15 protein-coding genes, 7 tRNA genes and 1 pseudogene are annotated in these 15,661 nt (G+C 52.7%); 22 read left to right on the top strand and 1 reads right to left on the bottom strand.

Features of this window, described 5'->3' with window-relative positions; all coding sequences use genetic code 11:
* Positions 1–142: 142 nt before the first annotated feature.
* The 3 genes from ACTNC3_RS09240 (at position 143) to ACTNC3_RS09230 (ending at position 1,885) form a co-directional block, all read left to right on the top strand.
* Positions 143–216, top strand: a tRNA-Asp gene (locus tag ACTNC3_RS09240).
* Positions 217–219: 3 nt separating this feature from the next.
* Positions 220–303, top strand: a tRNA-Leu gene (locus ACTNC3_RS09235).
* A 199-nt stretch (positions 304–502) separates the two neighbouring features.
* The gene (locus tag ACTNC3_RS09230) at positions 503–1,885 is read left to right on the top strand and encodes an alanine/glycine:cation symporter family protein (protein ID WP_441227234.1); all 1,383 of its coding nucleotides are present in this window, start codon (positions 503–505) and stop codon (positions 1,883–1,885) included.
* 213 nt (positions 1,886–2,098) lie between these two features.
* Here ACTNC3_RS09230 and ACTNC3_RS09225 read toward each other — a convergent pair whose 3' ends face one another.
* The gene (locus tag ACTNC3_RS09225) at positions 2,099–2,893 is read right to left on the bottom strand and encodes a GntR family transcriptional regulator (RefSeq protein WP_441227233.1); all 795 of its coding nucleotides are present in this window, start codon (positions 2,891–2,893) and stop codon (positions 2,099–2,101) included.
* Positions 2,894–3,151: 258 nt separating this feature from the next.
* Between ACTNC3_RS09225 and uxuA the strand changes: the two genes are divergently transcribed.
* The 19 genes and pseudogenes from uxuA to ACTNC3_RS09130 all read left to right on the top strand — a co-directional run bounded on the left by uxuA (position 3,152) and on the right by ACTNC3_RS09130 (position 15,623).
* Positions 3,152–4,261, top strand: coding sequence for a mannonate dehydratase (gene uxuA, locus ACTNC3_RS09220; RefSeq protein WP_410044163.1), 1,110 nt, complete (start codon positions 3,152–3,154; stop codon positions 4,259–4,261).
* Positions 4,258–5,868 carry a mannitol dehydrogenase family protein gene (locus ACTNC3_RS09215; protein ID WP_410044164.1) on the top strand — a complete coding sequence of 537 codons (1,611 nt, stop codon included), beginning with the start codon at positions 4,258–4,260 and terminating at the stop codon, positions 5,866–5,868. The genes uxuA and ACTNC3_RS09215 overlap by 4 nt, the downstream gene beginning before the upstream one ends.
* A 41-nt stretch (positions 5,869–5,909) precedes the next feature.
* Positions 5,910–7,094 (top strand): RdgB/HAM1 family non-canonical purine NTP pyrophosphatase, encoded by a 1,185-nt coding sequence (gene rdgB, locus ACTNC3_RS09210; protein ID WP_410044165.1) that lies wholly within the window; start codon positions 5,910–5,912, stop codon positions 7,092–7,094.
* 107 nt (positions 7,095–7,201) lie between these two features.
* Complete coding sequence (locus ACTNC3_RS09205) at positions 7,202–7,840, top strand: bifunctional 4-hydroxy-2-oxoglutarate aldolase/2-dehydro-3-deoxy-phosphogluconate aldolase (RefSeq protein WP_410044166.1); 639 nt, start codon at positions 7,202–7,204, stop codon at positions 7,838–7,840.
* Positions 7,841–8,158: 318 nt separating this feature from the next.
* A tRNA-Arg gene (locus tag ACTNC3_RS09200) sits at positions 8,159–8,232 on the top strand.
* A 58-nt stretch (positions 8,233–8,290) separates the two neighbouring features.
* Positions 8,291–8,364, top strand: a tRNA-His gene (locus ACTNC3_RS09195).
* A gap of 20 nt (positions 8,365–8,384) precedes the next feature.
* Positions 8,385–8,456: transfer RNA gene (locus ACTNC3_RS09190), tRNA-Gln, on the top strand.
* A 6-nt stretch (positions 8,457–8,462) separates the two neighbouring features.
* A tRNA-Lys gene (locus tag ACTNC3_RS09185) sits at positions 8,463–8,535 on the top strand.
* Between the two features lie 114 nt (positions 8,536–8,649).
* A pseudogene (locus ACTNC3_RS09180) lies at positions 8,650–8,931 on the top strand (DUF2500 domain-containing protein); the annotation flags it as partial.
* A 17-nt stretch (positions 8,932–8,948) separates the two neighbouring features.
* Positions 8,949–9,131 (top strand): hypothetical protein, encoded by a 183-nt coding sequence (locus tag ACTNC3_RS09175; protein ID WP_441227232.1) that lies wholly within the window; start codon positions 8,949–8,951, stop codon positions 9,129–9,131.
* A gap of 52 nt (positions 9,132–9,183) precedes the next feature.
* A complete protein-coding gene (locus tag ACTNC3_RS09170) occupies positions 9,184–9,489 on the top strand; it encodes a hypothetical protein (protein ID WP_441227231.1) in 306 nt (101 codons plus the stop codon).
* 117 nt (positions 9,490–9,606) lie between these two features.
* On the top strand, positions 9,607–9,735 hold the full coding sequence (locus tag ACTNC3_RS09165; protein WP_410044235.1) for a hypothetical protein: 129 nt from the start codon (positions 9,607–9,609) through the stop codon (positions 9,733–9,735).
* 179 nt (positions 9,736–9,914) lie between these two features.
* A tRNA-Leu gene (locus ACTNC3_RS09160) sits at positions 9,915–9,995 on the top strand.
* 170 nt (positions 9,996–10,165) lie between these two features.
* Positions 10,166–10,594 carry a cytidine deaminase gene (locus ACTNC3_RS09155; RefSeq protein WP_441227230.1) on the top strand — a complete coding sequence of 143 codons (429 nt, stop codon included), beginning with the start codon at positions 10,166–10,168 and terminating at the stop codon, positions 10,592–10,594.
* A 77-nt stretch (positions 10,595–10,671) separates the two neighbouring features.
* A complete protein-coding gene (deoD, locus tag ACTNC3_RS09150) occupies positions 10,672–11,373 on the top strand; it encodes a purine-nucleoside phosphorylase (RefSeq protein WP_441227229.1) in 702 nt (233 codons plus the stop codon).
* Between the two features lie 143 nt (positions 11,374–11,516).
* On the top strand, positions 11,517–12,296 hold the full coding sequence (gene udp, locus ACTNC3_RS09145; RefSeq protein WP_441227228.1) for a uridine phosphorylase: 780 nt from the start codon (positions 11,517–11,519) through the stop codon (positions 12,294–12,296).
* A gap of 77 nt (positions 12,297–12,373) precedes the next feature.
* Positions 12,374–12,940, top strand: coding sequence for a nucleoside deaminase (locus ACTNC3_RS09140; RefSeq protein ID WP_441227227.1), 567 nt, complete (start codon positions 12,374–12,376; stop codon positions 12,938–12,940).
* A gap of 8 nt (positions 12,941–12,948) precedes the next feature.
* Positions 12,949–13,704: a thiamine diphosphokinase gene (locus tag ACTNC3_RS09135; RefSeq protein ID WP_441227226.1), complete on the top strand. Its 756-nt coding sequence runs from the start codon at positions 12,949–12,951 to the stop codon at positions 13,702–13,704.
* Positions 13,705–14,243: 539 nt separating this feature from the next.
* Positions 14,244–15,623, top strand: coding sequence for an AI-2E family transporter (locus tag ACTNC3_RS09130; protein ID WP_441227225.1), 1,380 nt, complete (start codon positions 14,244–14,246; stop codon positions 15,621–15,623).
* Positions 15,624–15,661: the final 38 nt, after the last annotated feature.

Genomic DNA, 15,661 nt, shown 5'->3' with positions numbered 1-15,661 from the left:
GCAAGACGAGTGAAGCGTGAAGGTTTACTTCTACATTCACGAGTATGCGGCATCTACGACAGTAGATGTGCTGGTAGGTTTGATGTTTTATCTACAGAATAATATATGAGCGATATACAGTTTTCAGGGCACGATACCATGTGGCCCGGTGGCTCAGTTGGTTAGAGCGCCGCCCTGTCACGGCGGAGGTCGTCGGTTCGATTCCGTCCCGGGTCGTCTGCGGGAGTGCTGAAATTGGCAGACAGGCAAGACTAAGGATCTTGTGTCCGATAGGACGTGTGGGTTCAAGTCCCATCTCCCGCATCACGCGGAAAGCTGAGAAGTCGGCTTTCCGCTTTTTTTATACTTTAAACGGCTGTGACACGCCGTCCCATATCGGATCACACAGTACGACGATGCCCGCGCGAAGGCGCATTTCCGGACATCGTCGTTTTCTTTCTTGTTTCTCGAGGAATATCTGCTATACTTTAAAGTAATTAATAGTTTAAAGGATGAAAGTGTTATGGCAGTAATTCAGTTTATCTACAATCTCCTCTGGGGAGACCTCATCACGATTCCACTACCAGGAGGCTCGACACTCGGGCTGTCACTCCTGGTTCTTCTTTTGATTCCGGCAGGTATCTTCTGTACCGTCCGCACCCGCTTCCTCCCGATCCGTCTCTTCCCGGAGATGTGTCGTGTGGCAAGAGAGAAGAGTGTCGATCCGGAAAAGAACAGTAAGGTTTCTGGACTCGAGGCCCTCATCGTTTCGACCGCAACACGTGTCGGCATGGGTAATCTCGTCGGCGTCGTTGCAGCGGTATCTGCCGGTGGTGCCGGTGCCGTGTTCTGGATGTGGCTGACAGCGCTGATCGGCTCCAGCACGGCGTTCGTCGAGGCGACACTCGCCCAGTTATATAAGGAAGAAGATCCTCTGTACGGTGGTTACCGAGGCGGTCCGGCCTACTATATCCATAAGATGTTTGCCGGAAAGAAGCGAAAGAGCGTCATCGCGATCCTGTTCGCGCTGTCCGGCCTCCTGTGCTGGTGTGGCATCAGCCAGGTCATCGGTAACTCCGTCGCGTCTGCCTTTGACAATGCGTTTCACGTGCCACCGATCGCTTCCGCGGTGCTTCTCTGCCTCCTGTCTGCGGTGATCGTGTTCCGGAAGAATATCACGGTCAAGGCACTCGACATCATCGTTCCAGTCATGGCCGGCTTCTATATCTTCCTGACCGTGTTCGTGATCATCAACAACTTCACTCAGCTGCCAGCGGTATTTTCACGTATCTTTCGTGAGGCCTTCGGCCTGCGTCAGGCGGTGGCGGGTGGCTTCGGTGCCGTCCTTATGAACGGTGTGAAGCGTGGCCTCTTCTCCAACGAAGCAGGCTCCGGCTCTGCGCCATGTGCAGCGGCTGCGGCAGATGTCGATCATCCAGTGAAGTCCGGACTTCTGCAGGCGCTCGGCGTCTTCATCGACACCATCGTGATCTGCAGCTGTACCGCCTTCGTGATGCTTCTCGTTCCGGAGGAAGTGGTGGCCGGCCTCGGTGGTATGGATCTTCTCCAGGCAGCGATGCGCTACCATTTCGGCCAGGCCGGTGTGATCTTCATCGCCATCACGCTCTGGCTCTTCAGCTTCTCGACCTTCATCGGCGTCCTGTTCTATGCACGTTCGAACGTCGCGTATGTGTTCGGTGACAGCTGGAAATCACAGAATGTATATAAGATCATCGCGCTGATCAACCTCTTCATCGGCTGCATGGCGGCCTACACCTTCGTGTGGGATCTCGGCGATGTAGGCATTGGCCTCATGACGATCTTCAACATGCTCGCGCTGATCCCGATGTCGAAGGAGGCGATCGCGTCACTCAGGGATTATGAACAGCGCTTTATGAAACACTGAAGATCCATACGCTGTATAGAAACAGATAAGTCTGCGGATAGGGCTGTTTTTGACGTGTAGATCCGAAGACAGACGACCACATTGATACAGAAACATATCGATACAGAAACAAAAAGAAAGACCGGTGACCTGTTCGTGAAACAGACCATCGGTCTTTTTGCGTGCGGATGTTCCTGCGATAGACTGCGCATGCGGCTCTGCGATTATCTGAACTTAGTCATTCACCTGAAACACCGTTTTGAAGGCTTCGTCATTTACCACGCGTTCCAGCGTGTGATTGATGTTCCGGAAGTGATGAACGAGCTCCTGCTCGAGTGCGGCACGATCGCCCTGTTCGATGGCGTGCACCATGCGCACATGCTGGGAGACGATGTTTACACTATCGTCCATCCGCTCATCATCACTGCGCTCGATGCCGAGGGCGAAGCGGCGTGCACGGATATAGTGGATGTCGTGGCGGCCGGTGTGCTGCTGAACGAACTCCTTATTCTGCAGCTGATAGAAGAGATCATGGAAGCGGGTGTCGGCGTCGGTCAGCTTGATGAGCTCATTGAATCGGATCATATCCTGCTGCTCCTGCAGCATATTGCGAAGGAGAGGAAGAAGCGGCTGCAGGAGGCCGGCATCATAGGCATCCATGACCACACGGGTTTCCAGGACCTCGCGAAGATAGCGTACCTGTCGTACACGATTCATGTCGATGCGGCTCACGAAGCTGCCACGCTGTGGCTGAGAGTCCAGCGCACCTTCCGCGTTCAGCCGCCGCACCGCCTCTCGAACAGGGATACGGCTGCAGCTGAACATCTGTGCCAGCTTCACTTCACTGAGCTTCGTGCCTGGCTGGAGCTCGAGCGTCGCGATACGATCCCACAGATAATGATGGATTTCCTCCGGCTTCGATATGGCCGTGGCATCTGCTGTGGATTCAAATGGATGGATCTCCTCTGGCTTCGATATGGCCGTGGCATCTGCCGTAGATTCAAATACTTCGCGCGTGTTCTCGTTCATGAGGGACTCCTGAAAATTAAATAGTTATAGCTTCATTATACTCGAAAAGCCCTGAAAATCTAGTATACATTCACGACGGAGAGGTAAAATAAACGAAAATGGAGACGGAATGAAGAAAGACTTGTGAAATTATACACAAAGAGACATTGAAATTGATAAAATTCGGCTTTTCTTTGAAATCTCGTTGACAGATAAAGTAGAGCGGGTTATTCTAGGAACTACAGAAACTAGTATACATTTTGTACGGAGGGTATAATAATGGAAATGACATTACGTTGGTACGGCTCTAAGTTTGATACCGTAACTTTACAGCAGATCCGCCAGATTCCGGGCGTAACAGGAGTTATCTCTACACTGTATGACACCACCCCGGGTGAGGTATGGTCACAGGAGAGAATCCATGCATTAAAGGAAGAGATCGAGGCTGCAGGTCTTCGCCTGAGCGGTATCGAGTCTGTCAATGTCTGCGACTCCATCAAGGTCGGCGATGAGAACCGTGATAAGTACATCGCAAACTACATCGAGACACTTGAGAACCTCGGTAAGGAGGACATCCACCTCGTATGCTACAACTTCATGCCTGTATTTGACTGGACCAGAACCGAGCTGGCACGTAAGAACCCGGATGGCTCTACAGTACTTGCTTATAATCAGAAGGCCATCGATGCCATCGATCCGGATAACCTCGCTGCTTCTATGGAGAAGATGTCAAACGGCGCGGTTATGCCAGGCTGGGAGCCGGAGCGTATGGCGAAGATCAAGGAGCTCTTCGAGATGTATAAGGATGTTGACGGCGAGAAGCTGTTCCAGAACCTCGTATACTTCCTGAAGGCCATCATGCCGGTCTGCAACAAGTATGACATCAAGATGGCGATCCACCCGGATGATCCGGCATGGTCCGTCTTCGGTCTCACCAGAATCATCAACTCCGAGGCAGGTATCCTTCGTCTGATGAATGCTGTCGACGATGTACATAACGGCGTGACCTTCTGCTCTGGTTCCTACGGCACCAACCTCGAGAATGATCTTCCGCACATGATCCGTGTACTGAAGGGCAGAATTCATTTTGCACATGTACGTAACCTTCGTTTCAACGATACCTCTCGTGAGAATTATGATTTCCAGGAGGCTTGCCACATTTCCAAGGATGGTAACTTCGATATGTACGAGATCGTTCGTGCACTCTATGAGACTGGCTTCGATGGACCGATCCGTCCGGATCACGGCCGCATGATCTGGGATGAGGTTGATAAGCCAGGCGTTATCCCAGGATATGGTCTCTATGATCGTGCACTTGGTGCAACGTACATCCAGGGTCTCTGGGAGGCCATCGAGAAGGCTGAGACGAGAAAGGAGTTTGCAAAATGAAATTAACACTTGAGGGTTTAAAGGATACAGCTGCATGGGCACAGGCCGGTGTAACACTTCCATCCTATGATGTGACTGCACTTGCAGAGAATACGAAGAAGTCCCCACGCTGGGTACACTTCGGTATCGGTAACATCTTCCGTATCTTCCTCGGAAGCATCGCAGATACACTGATCGAGAAGGGTGAGCTCGATAAGGGCATCACCTGTGTCGAGACCTTCGACTTCGATGTTGTTGATAAGATCTACAAGCCATACGACAACCTCGTACTGGGTGTCACCCTGAAGGCAGACGGCAATACTGAGAAGCGCGTCATCGGCTCGCTGACCGAGGCGATCAAGGCACAGTCCGCTGTTCCGGAGGAGTGGAACCGCCTCAAGGAGATCTTCACAAATCCGGATTTCCAGATGGCAACCTTCACCATCACCGAGAAGGGCTATGCACTGAAGAATGCAGACGGCCAGTACTTCCCGTTCGTACAGGCAGACATCGATAACGGTCCGGAGAAGCCGGGCGCTGCGATGGCCATCGTCACTGCACTTCTGTTCGAGCGTTTCAAGGCAGGACAGTATCCGGTAGCGATTGTTTCCTGTGATAACTGCTCACACAACGGTGAGAAGCTCATGAGCTCCATCGTGACCATGGCCGAGGAGTGGGAGAAGAAGGGCTTCGTTCCGGCAGCCTTCGTAGAGTATCTGAAGGATGAGAACAAGGTCGGCTTCCCGTGGTCCATGATCGATAAGATCACCCCGCGTCCGGCAGAGTCTGTAGAGAAGGAACTCGAGGCACTCGGCATCGAGGATATGGCGCCGGTCATCACCTCAAAGCATACCTACATCGCACCTTTCGTCAATGCAGAGGGCCCTCAGTATCTCGTCATCGAGGACAAATTCCCGAACGGCAGACCGAAGCTTGAGGACGCTGGTGTATACATGACTGACCGTGATACTGTCAATAAGGTAGAGCGTATGAAGGTCACCACCTGCCTCAACCCGCTGCACACGGCACTGGCTGTATACGGCTGTGTACTCGGCTACACGCTGATCGCAGATGAGATGAAGGACACCGAGCTCAACAAGCTCGTTCATGAGATCGGCCCGGTGGAGGGTATGCCGGTTGTGACGAACCCTGGCATTCTTTCTCCGGAGGCGTTCGTTGACGAGGTTATCAATGTTCGTATCCCGAACCCGTTCATGCCGGATACGCCACAGCGTATCGCGACCGATACCTCTCAGAAGGTCGGCATTCGTTACGGCGAGACTATCAAGAGCTATGTTGCGAAGTATGGCGATGCGAAGAAGCTGAAGGCGATTCCGCTTGCAATCGCAGGCTGGCTGCGTTATCTTCTTGGTGTGGATGATGAGGGTCAGGCTTTCGAGCGTTCCGCAGATCCGATGCTGGAGACGCTGTCTCAGCAGATGGAAGGCATCACTCTCGGACATCCAGAGAGTGTCGGCGACAAGGTTCGTCCGATCCTCAGCAACGTGAACATTTTCGGCTCTGACCTTTATGAGGCTGGTATCGGCGATCTGATCGAGGATCTCTTTAAGGAGGAGCTGGCAGGCCCTGGTGCCGTGAGAGCCACCCTCAAGAAGTACCTTGACTGATCTTTAAATCAGGCATATGGGCAGAAAGAGACGAGTGAAGCATGCGAATCATATTTGCTACCCATAATAAAAATAAAATGATAGAGGTGCGCCAGATCCTGGGGGATCTGGCCACCGATATCGTTGCGAAGAGTGAGCTCGGAATCGATTTCGAGCCCGTCGAGACCGGTAAGACCTTTGCGGAGAACGCAGAGCTGAAGGCCGTCGGCATTCGCAGCTATATGCTTGCACATCATATGCTGGAGGACGATGACATCATCATGTCGGACGACTCCGGCCTTTGTGTTAATTACATGCTGGGACTGCCGGGCATCTACAGTGCCCGCTACCTCGGTGAGGATACCTCGTATGATGTAAAGAATGCACGCATCATCCATGAGCTTCGCTATGCGGAGGGAGATGAACGCGCGGCACACTTCACCTGCGATATCTGCGCTGCATTTGCAGACGGACGTGTCCTCCACGCAGAAGGCATCTTCGAGGGCCTGATCGCCCATGAACCGAAGGGGGCGCATGGTTTCGGATATGATCCGATTCTCTACCTTCCGGAGTATGGCAAGACCTCTGCGGAGCTGACGCCGGAGGAAAAGAATGCGATTTCTCATCGCGGCAAGGCACTCCGTGCGATGCGTGAGCTTCTGAAGGATGTCCTGGAAAAGGATGCCGCGAGACGCGGCACGACGTCGGAAGACGGGGCAGAGGCCCGGGAGGAAAGCGGACTTGTCCGCCCCTTTCAGACCGTCCTCGTCGTAAGTGATTCCCACCGGAACGACGCGAACCTGAAGGATGTACTGAGCCGCATCGGGATGATCGATATCCTCATCCATCTCGGCGATGCCGAGGGCTCGGAGGGGATGATCCAGCAGTATGCCGGTGATGGCGTGAAGTGCTACTTCGTGCAGGGAAACAACGACTTCTTCACTTCGCTTCCGAAGGAGATCGTCGTGAAGATCGGAAAGCATCGCTGCCTTCTGACCCATGGCCACTACTACGGGGTAAATATGGGCGTATCCGGCATCGTCGATGAAGCGAAGAACCGCGACTGTGATGTCGTGATGTTCGGTCATACGCATAAGCCGTTCCTGAAAACGGTCGATGGCGTGACCTGCCTGAATCCGGGTTCCATCAGCTATCCGCGCCAGGTCGACCGTCGTCCATCCTATATGGTGATCGACGTCAGCGAAGAGGGAGATTTCGAGTTCCGCCAGGTTTACATAAAAGACTAGGCGATTCACTCTTGTATGTGAAAAATAAATCATATATAATAAAGACTGTAAGCGTTTACAAAGCCTGAAATTCCTTCGGGCTTGATAATATTCAAAGGAGATTTGATATGACACAGAAAGATTTCATGGAGAAGCTTGCCGAGATTAAGGTTTGTCCAGTCGTAGTTATCGATCACGTGGAGGATGCCGTTCCTCTCGCACAGGCGCTCGAGGCTGGTCATCTTCCGATGGCGGAGGTTACCTTCCGTACAGCAGCTGCTGCAGATGCGATCGCAGCGATGGTAAAGGAGTGCCCGAATGTCGTTGTTGGTGCTGGTACTGTTCTCGATCGTGAGCAGTGCACACGTGCGATCAACGCTGGTGCTCAGTTCATCGTTTCCCCGTCTTTCTCAGATGAGGTTGCGCAGTGCGCACTCGGCCACGGCGTAGCTTACTGCCCAGGTACCTGCACACCGACCGATATCACAAACGCACTTCGTTACAACCTTCCGATGGTAAAGTTCTTCCCGGCGGCTGCATACGGCGGACTCAAGACCCTGAAGGCACTTTCTCCTGTATTCCCACAGCTCAAGTTCATGCCTACCGGTGGCGTTAACCTCGACAACGTGCTCGAGTATCTTGCCTTCGATAAGATTATCGGTGTAGGTGGAACATGGGTATGCAAGAAGGATATGCTTGTAAATAAGGACTGGGCTGGTATCACCAAGCTCTGCCAGGAAGCGTACGACCTTACACATAAGGCATAAGCGCATCAATCTCTGTATATCAAAATCATATATATGAACGGAAAATCCGGAGGACTTCGAAAGAAGGCCTTCGGATTTTTATTGAAGATGGGCCGGAGATGAAGAAACGAAGTAGAAGCAACATCGAAATGAAGACTTGCATTCCGGTGCTTTTTTTTGTATTCTAGGAAAGCACGGTAATAAGAAGAACAGAAAACAGACGCACGAAGCTCTGTGCTTCAAGTGACTTGTACAAATTATTTTCCGATGAGTGAAATTATGGTTGACAAAATGAAGCTTATTCGTTAATATATACGAGTCGCTCATAAAGAGTTGTCTGAGTCCGTAGCTCAGCTGGATAGAGCAACGGCCTTCTAAGCCGTGGGTCGGGGGTTCGAATCCCCCCGGGCTCATTCTCGAGACATCTCGAGAGATTTACATACTGGTTTGCTGAAAAGCAGCCGTAATATGGTGGGTATAGCGTAGTTGGTTATCGCGCCAGATTGTGGTTCTGGAGATCATGGATTCGAATTCCATTACCCACCCTAGCCAGCAGGCTTATCGAGGGGCTATCGCCAAGCGGTAAGGCACAGGCCTTTGACGCCTGCACTCGTTGGTTCGAATCCAACTGGCCCTGTTTTGCGAGGCTGTAGCTCAGTCGGTAGAGCACTTGACTTTTAATCAAGTTGTCGCGAGTTCGAATCCCGTCAGCCTCATCTTGATTTTTCAGACCTGTAAGTTGAAAAACTTACAGGTCTTTTTGCGTACGTAAACTTAATAAAAAAGACGAAAACCGACCGGATTCCTATATTTTGTGTTTGATTCCGGGATGGCATAAAAACAATCAGTCACCGCGTTTGTCGGTGAGTGCAACCATCGTCGCAAAGCGAGAAAATATCACACATTATAACCATGCAAATGCGGGTGACCTGTCTGGAGCTCATGGATTTCATTCGACTTCAAGTACCAGCTACTATGTCACGTTTCAGGTAGAGAGCGGTGACCGGATGGAACTACAGGTTTCAGGAAGAGAATATGGAATGCTGGCGGAAGGAGATATCGGAAAACTAACTTTTCAGGGAACGAGATACTTGTCATTTGAGCGCGCGTGATTCTGGAGGTGGCGGTTATGAAACTGATCAGTCCGAAGACAGCATTGGAATCCTTACTGGGATGTGCTTTTGTCGCGATGAAGCTGATTTATTTCAGAGATCTCTCGAATCTGCCGATAATCATCGTGATTGGGTACATATCCGTAAGAGGATTATATGTCGCCTTTTCACCGGCAGCCTACGAAGAGGAAGAGCCGTGAGCAACGGCGGACAAAGCGGCTGTATCGTAAGCTGTTTGGAAGATTCGCCTATGTGGCCTCGGATGTACCGATTGCGCTGCTTTTACCTGCCGCGCTTCTGTCAATGTTTTGCCCGTTGACGGATGATCTTCGTGCGGTCTTGATCACTCTTTTAACGCTTGCGGCTATATACGCCATCTGGTTCGGCTGGTATGTTTTATCAAACAAGCGGACGTATATCGAAGACAAAGATTCAGAGAACGGCGAGTTACGTGTTGAAGAAGAAAATGCTTGGAAGATGGTGAGCCGCGTTCACAGCATTGTACTGGTACTGGTGATGGTGCTGGGCGGATTATATCTGTACTCTGAAATATGGTGATCAGGCAGTGCTTAAAGTCACGAAAGAAAATGGCCTGGTGAGGCTCTATACGCGTGTTGAGTGATAAAATAACAACACGCAAAAAATGCGAGTTGTTAGAGTGAAGCAGTCAGTAGAATGCTGGTGGAAGAAGACACTGGGAAACTTCAGACACTTGTGCAGGAGGACATGTTAGAAAAGGAATTCATTGGCACGGATGCCCTGGATGGTGAAGGGGTTAATTATATCGGTACGACAAGAAAGTGAGCGATTTCAGATACAGACTTCTATCGGTTTTTCCGACAAAAGTTCAGGCGAGAGAACGAGGATATACAACCTTGGATTTGGCATAACAAAAGGCCCTGGGCCAATGCTGGCCGCGATCAATCAGCGCTTCCCTTCTTGCATTTCGCTTATCCATACTTTATAATGCAATGAGTTGAGATGCGGCTTTGGCGGAATTGGCAGACGCGCAGGATTTAGGTTCCTGTATCTCTGATGTGCGGGTTCAAGTCCCGTGAGCCGCACGAGCGTACATGACGTTTTTTGAGGCTTTTTGGAAAACGTCATTTTTTATTGCCCGAATTTTCGGACAGATGTTTTTTTCTGTCTATCGGATATATGGGAAGAATATGGTATAATGAAGCAACAAAGCGGGCCATGATTTCATAACCTGCGGATTTTGAAAGGATAGTACATGAATATAGAAAATACAGATTTGAAAAGCCTGATCGAGAAGGCGCTGGATATGCGGAACTACAGCTATGTTCCGTACTCCCATTTCCATGTGGGCGTTGCACTCCTCGCAAAAAACGGAAAGGTATACGGTGGCTGCAACATCGAAAACGCGAGCTATGGCGTATCGAACTGTGCCGAGCGTACGGCGCTCTTTCATGCCGTCAGCGAGGGCGTGAAGGAGTTTGACCGCATCGTCATCACCGGAGGACCGGAGGAGGGTGAGCTTCAGTTCTGCGCTCCGTGTGGCATCTGTCGGCAGGCACTGCGTGAGTTCTGTGATCCAAAGAGCTTCGAGATCATCCTCGCGAAGTCGACGGAGGACTACCGAAGCTACACGCTCGAGCAGTTGCTTCCAGAGAGCTTCGGACCTGAAAACCTGACAAACTAATATTTTGAACATCATCGAAATCGGATCTGAAAATCTGATGAGTGAATACTTTGAACAAAATCGAAAGGAGAATCACTATGTCTACACCTCACAACAAAGCAGCGCTTGGCGATATCGCGAAAACCGTTCTGATGCCGGGCGATCCGCTCCGCGCGAAGTTTATCGCAGAAACCTATCTCGAGAATCCGGTCTGCTTCAACACCGTTCGAAACATGCTGGGCTTCACCGGAACTTACAAGGGTAAGAAGATCACGGTGATGGGCAGTGGCATGGGCATGCCGTCCATCGGTATCTACTCCTACGAGCTGTTTCATACCTACGACGTCGATAACATCATCCGTATCGGCTCCGCGGGTGCCATCCAGCCAGAGGTCAATCTGAAGGATGTTATCATCGGCATGGGCGCCTGCACGGATTCGAACTATGGAAAGCAGTTCGAGCTTCCGGGCACCTTCTCTGCGATCGCAGATTACGGCCTCCTCAAGAAGGCAGTGGAAGCGGCAGAGAAGCTCGGGATCAATGTCAAGGTCGGGAACATCCTCTCTTCGGATATCTTCTACGATGCCCGTCCGGATGTGAATCAGCGCTGGGCACGTATGGGCATCATGGCCGCCGAGATGGAGGCCGCCGCACTCTATATGAACGCAGCGTATGCACATAAGCATGCACTCTGCCTGCTGACCGTTTCCGATCAGCTGCTTCGCGGCGAGTCCCTGAGCCCGGATGAGCGACAGGTCGGCTTTGACCAGATGATGCGTGTGGCACTGGAGCTCGCCTGAGCATCATCAGAATCGTGAAGGAAGATTTCCGGGTGTATGCCCGGAAATCGGTTTTTACACAGGAATCTGTGGTGAAGGATCCCGGGTGGGTGGGTCCGACGTAGAGCGGTCAGCATCGGCCCAGGATCGTAGAGGATAGAAATATGATTAATTATTCAAAAGATAAGACGATGTATCACATCGGTGTGGCACCGGGGCAGGTCGGACGGTACGTGATCCTGCCGGGCGACCCGAAGCGCTGTGAGAAGATCGCGAAGTATTTCGATGATCCGGTATTTGTAGCGGATCATCGGGAGTATGTGACCTATACGGGTACGCTGGACGGCGTTCCGGTTTCCGTGACCTCCACCGGTATCGGCGGGCCGTCGGCGTCGATTGCGGTCGAGGAGCTGCATATGTGCGGGGCGGACACCTTCATCCGTGTCGGTACAGCGGGCGGTATGGACCTCGATGTGCAGTCCGGCGATGTCGTGATCGCGAGTGGTGCGGTCCGTATGGAGGGCACCTCGAAGGAGTATGCGCCGATCGAGTGGCCGGCGGTATCCGATTTCGAGGTCGAGATGGCGCTGTACCAGGCAGCCGGAAATCTCGGACTGCGTCATCATGTGGGCGTGGTCGAGTGTAAGGATGCCTTTTATGGGCAGCATAAGCCGGAGGACCTGCCGGTGAGCTATGAGCTCCTCAATAAGTGGCAGGCCTGGCTGAAGCTCGGCTGCAAGGCGTCCGAGATGGAGTCAGCGGCACTCTTTACCGTGGCTTCCTACCTGCATGTGCGTGCAGGTGCGGTGCTCTTCATCATGTCGAACCAGGAGCGCGCGAAGAAGGGACTCAGTAACGAGATCGAGCATGACACCGATAAGGCGATCCGCACGGCGATCGAGGCGATTCGGATTCTGATCAAGAGAGATCAGCAGAAGGCGTGAGACGGGCACGACGTGGACAGGAAAATCTATGACGGTGAGCTTCAGTCGAACAGATATCTGGAAGGATCAGAAAAAGAATGAAAACAGTGAAGATTCCGGCAGCAGATCCGGAGCGCGATGAATACTATATGAATCTGGCGATCCGGGAAGCCCGGAAGGCGCTGAAGCACGATGATGTACCCATTGGGTGCATCATCGTTTATGATGGGACGAATCCCGCGAGCAAGGCGGACCAGCATGCGGCCTCCCTCGGTATCGAGCCGGGCACCATCCTTGGGCGCGGCTACAACCGGCGAAACAAGGATCGGAGTGCACTGATGCATGCGGAGGTGATCGCCATCCGGCAGGCGTGCAGGGCTCTCGAGGACTGGCGGGTCGAGGACTGTACGATGTATGTGACCCTCGAGCCCTGCCCGATGTGCGCCGGGGCGATCGTGCAGGCCCGTGTTCCGCGCGTCGTGATCGGCTCCATGAACCCGAAGGCGGGCTGCTGCGGCTCCGTGCTGGACATGCTGCATGAGAAGCGCTTCAATCACCGCTGTGAGGTCCGGACGGATGTAGAGAAGGATGCCTGCGCAGCCCTCATGAGTGATTTCTTCGCAGCGCTCCGGGAGCAGAAGCTGAAGAAGCTGGAAAACGAGTGAGGCAGCTCATGTGTAGGAAATTATTTTGGGATGAAAGCGTAGACGATGATGAGAAGCGGGGCCGCTGTATCATCGTGGGGGCTGGCGATTTCTTCGGGATGCCGTTTCAGCCGGCGGAAGAGGACTACGTGATCGCAGCCGATGCGGGGTATGAGAATCTGAAGGCCGTAGGCATCGTCCCGGACCTCGTGGTGGGCGATTTCGACTCGATGGAGGTGGAGGGCGTGAAGGGCGTCACCGGACCGGTGAAGGACCTCGATATCTTCGCGGATGCGGAGAAGGCCGAGTATATCCACCATCTGCAGCTCATCGAGCTGGACGGCGTCGAGACACGGGTCATCGATCCGATCAAAAACGACCCGGATATGCTGGCCTGTGTACGGATCGGCATGGAGCGAGGCTTTCGTTCCTTCCATCTCATCGGCGGCACGGGGAAGCGGATCGATCACTCCATCGCAAATCTGCAGATCCTCGGCTTCATCGCGCAGCAGGGGATGCATGGCTATCTCTATGCTGAGCATCAGCTGGTGCGTGCGATTCGGAACGAAAGCGTGTGTTTCCCGAAGGAAATGCAGGGTTACTTCTCGGCGCTCTCGCTGAGCGACGAGTGCCACGGTGTCACCGAGCGTGGTTTTAAGTACATCGTTACGGATGTGACCCTCAGTAACATGATGCCGACCGGACTCAGCAACGAATTCGTCGGTACAGAGGCGGAGATCTCGGTGAAAGACGGCACACTGCTGCTGATTTATGACTGGAAGTAAATCGATACTTGATTGAAGTTTTTTGCTTTGCTATAATTCCGATAGAAGTAAAGAGCTGGGACGTACGAGGCTGCACATATTGAACCTACAAATACGACCTACGGGGCTCCAATATCTGTATGCATAATATAACGCCTCCCTTCGGGCCGAGGACTATAGTGGCATACGTGAGGTTTCCCACCTAGCAAGAGAGCTAGGAGTCAAGCGTGTAGTACGGCGTTCTGGTGTTACTCCGAAAATCTTATGATTTGGACCGACAGGCAACATGCCTGTCGGTTTTTTTGTACATATCCATGAGAGGGCCGCGCGTAGCGCGGAGCGGCGCATGGATGCCCCGGGCGGCGAGACAAAGCTCCTAAGGTTTCCTTAGGAGGCCTTAGCGGCGAGCGTATTCAGAGCTTTGCGTTGGCAAAGCTACTTGACCCGTTTTGCCTCCCGTGAAATTTCTGTGAAACCATCGCATTTACATAGCCTTTTGTGTATCATAGATGTGTAGTATTGATTTCATTTGTTTTAATCTATTTTAGGAGTGCAGTCCGTTGAAGAGAGAACAGTGGGAGCAGCAGATTCGTTGGGGCATCACCGCCTTTCTGGTGATCGCGGCGAGCGTACTCGTGGCGACGATTCTGATAAATTTCGGAAAGATCCGTGCGTTTGGCGGCACGCTGGTGTCGATTCTGGCACCGATCATTTATGGTGCGGTGATCGCATACATTACCGCACCGATCTATAATCATGTCTATCACTTCGTCTACAATCTGCTGGGAGGACGAAAAGCTGCAGCCCCGTCACTGAAGGCAGCTTCGGCTTCGTCGTCAGCAGAAGCACCGACGGACACGAGCGAACCGGCGGATCCGGAGAAAGCCGGATCAACCCCCACAGCGGCAGCTTCGGATACTGCAGCTGCGCCAGGCAGAGAAACGGCGGCGAAGCCGGCCACGAGTGCTGCACCTCGCATGATCGCACGTGCGGCAGGCACCCTGGTGGCGCTTCTGACCGTACTGGTACTGGCTGTCGGCCTCGTGTCGATGATCATCCCGCAGCTCTACAGCTCCGTCGCGAATCTGATCGCGACGCTGCCGCAGGATCTGTCGCAGACCTACCGGAACATCATGAACTACCTTCAGGATTATCCAGAGGTACGGGAAGCCGTGCAGCAGTACTACAACATCGCGTATGAGTACATCATGAATTTCCTGCAGAATCATCTGATGCCGAACATGCAGAGCATCGTGGCGTCGCTCGGTATCGGTATCTGGTCAGTGGTCAACTGGTTTAAGAACATCTTTATCGGCCTCATCGTGATGATCTACCTTCTGAACATCAAGGAGTCCATGCTGGGAGAATCCAGGAAGCTGACCTTCGCGCTGCTTCCGAAGAAGTGGGCAGAGCTTGTGGTGCAGGAGTTCGCCTACATCAACCGGGTCTTCGGCGGATTCATCGTCGGTAAGATCATCGACTCCCTCATCATCGGCTGGCTCTGCTTCTTCTGCCTGAGCTTTATGAAGATGCCGTACACGATGCTCGTTTCCGTCATCGTCGGCGTAACGAACGTGATTCCGTTCTTCGGTCCGTTCATCGGTGCGATCCCATCCTTCATCCTGATTCTGCTGACGAGCCCGATGCAGAGTGTATACTTTCTCATCTTCGTCCTGGTTCTGCAGCAGTTCGACGGCAATATCCTCGGCCCGCGCATCCTCGGCGACTCGACCGGTCTCAGCAGCTTCTGGGTACTGTTCTCGATCCTCCTGTTCGGCGGCCTCTTCGGCTTCGTCGGAATGATCGTCGCGGTCCCGATCTGGGCCGTCATCCTCAATTTCGTACAGCGTGTGAGCAGCTACCTGCTTCGGAAGAAGGGCCTCCCGACAGACGCTGCCGATTACATTTCCGGAGACGAGCTTACTCGATTTGAAAAATAGTCATAATCAGCTGACAGTGCCGCTTAGGTGCCTCGGAA

The sequence above is a fragment of the Oribacterium sp. HCP3S3_B9 genome, from assembly GCF_052064255.1.
In the GTDB taxonomy this organism is placed as follows: Bacteria; Bacillota; Clostridia; order Lachnospirales; family Lachnospiraceae; genus Oribacterium.
This window is presented reverse-complemented; position numbering and strand designations above follow the sequence as displayed.

Coding starts and splice junctions, on each gene's coding strand:
- ACTNC3_RS09175 (WP_441227232.1), top strand. CDS start 8,949: ATGAAACTGATCAGTCCGAAGACAGCATTGGAATCCTTACTGGGATGT.
- deoD (WP_441227229.1), top strand. CDS start 10,672: ATGTCTACACCTCACAACAAAGCAGCGCTTGGCGATATCGCGAAAACC.
- udp (WP_441227228.1), top strand. CDS start 11,517: ATGATTAATTATTCAAAAGATAAGACGATGTATCACATCGGTGTGGCA.
- ACTNC3_RS09215 (WP_410044164.1), top strand. CDS start 4,258: ATGAAATTAACACTTGAGGGTTTAAAGGATACAGCTGCATGGGCACAG.
- ACTNC3_RS09165 (WP_410044235.1), top strand. CDS start 9,607: ATGCTGGTGGAAGAAGACACTGGGAAACTTCAGACACTTGTGCAGGAG.
- ACTNC3_RS09230 (WP_441227234.1), top strand. CDS start 503: ATGGCAGTAATTCAGTTTATCTACAATCTCCTCTGGGGAGACCTCATC.
- ACTNC3_RS09140 (WP_441227227.1), top strand. CDS start 12,374: ATGAAAACAGTGAAGATTCCGGCAGCAGATCCGGAGCGCGATGAATAC.
- ACTNC3_RS09155 (WP_441227230.1), top strand. CDS start 10,166: ATGAATATAGAAAATACAGATTTGAAAAGCCTGATCGAGAAGGCGCTG.
- ACTNC3_RS09135 (WP_441227226.1), top strand. CDS start 12,949: ATGTGTAGGAAATTATTTTGGGATGAAAGCGTAGACGATGATGAGAAG.
- rdgB (WP_410044165.1), top strand. CDS start 5,910: ATGCGAATCATATTTGCTACCCATAATAAAAATAAAATGATAGAGGTG.
- ACTNC3_RS09225 (WP_441227233.1), bottom strand. CDS start 2,893: ATGAACGAGAACACGCGCGAAGTATTTGAATCTACGGCAGATGCCACG.
- uxuA (WP_410044163.1), top strand. CDS start 3,152: ATGGAAATGACATTACGTTGGTACGGCTCTAAGTTTGATACCGTAACT.
- ACTNC3_RS09205 (WP_410044166.1), top strand. CDS start 7,202: ATGACACAGAAAGATTTCATGGAGAAGCTTGCCGAGATTAAGGTTTGT.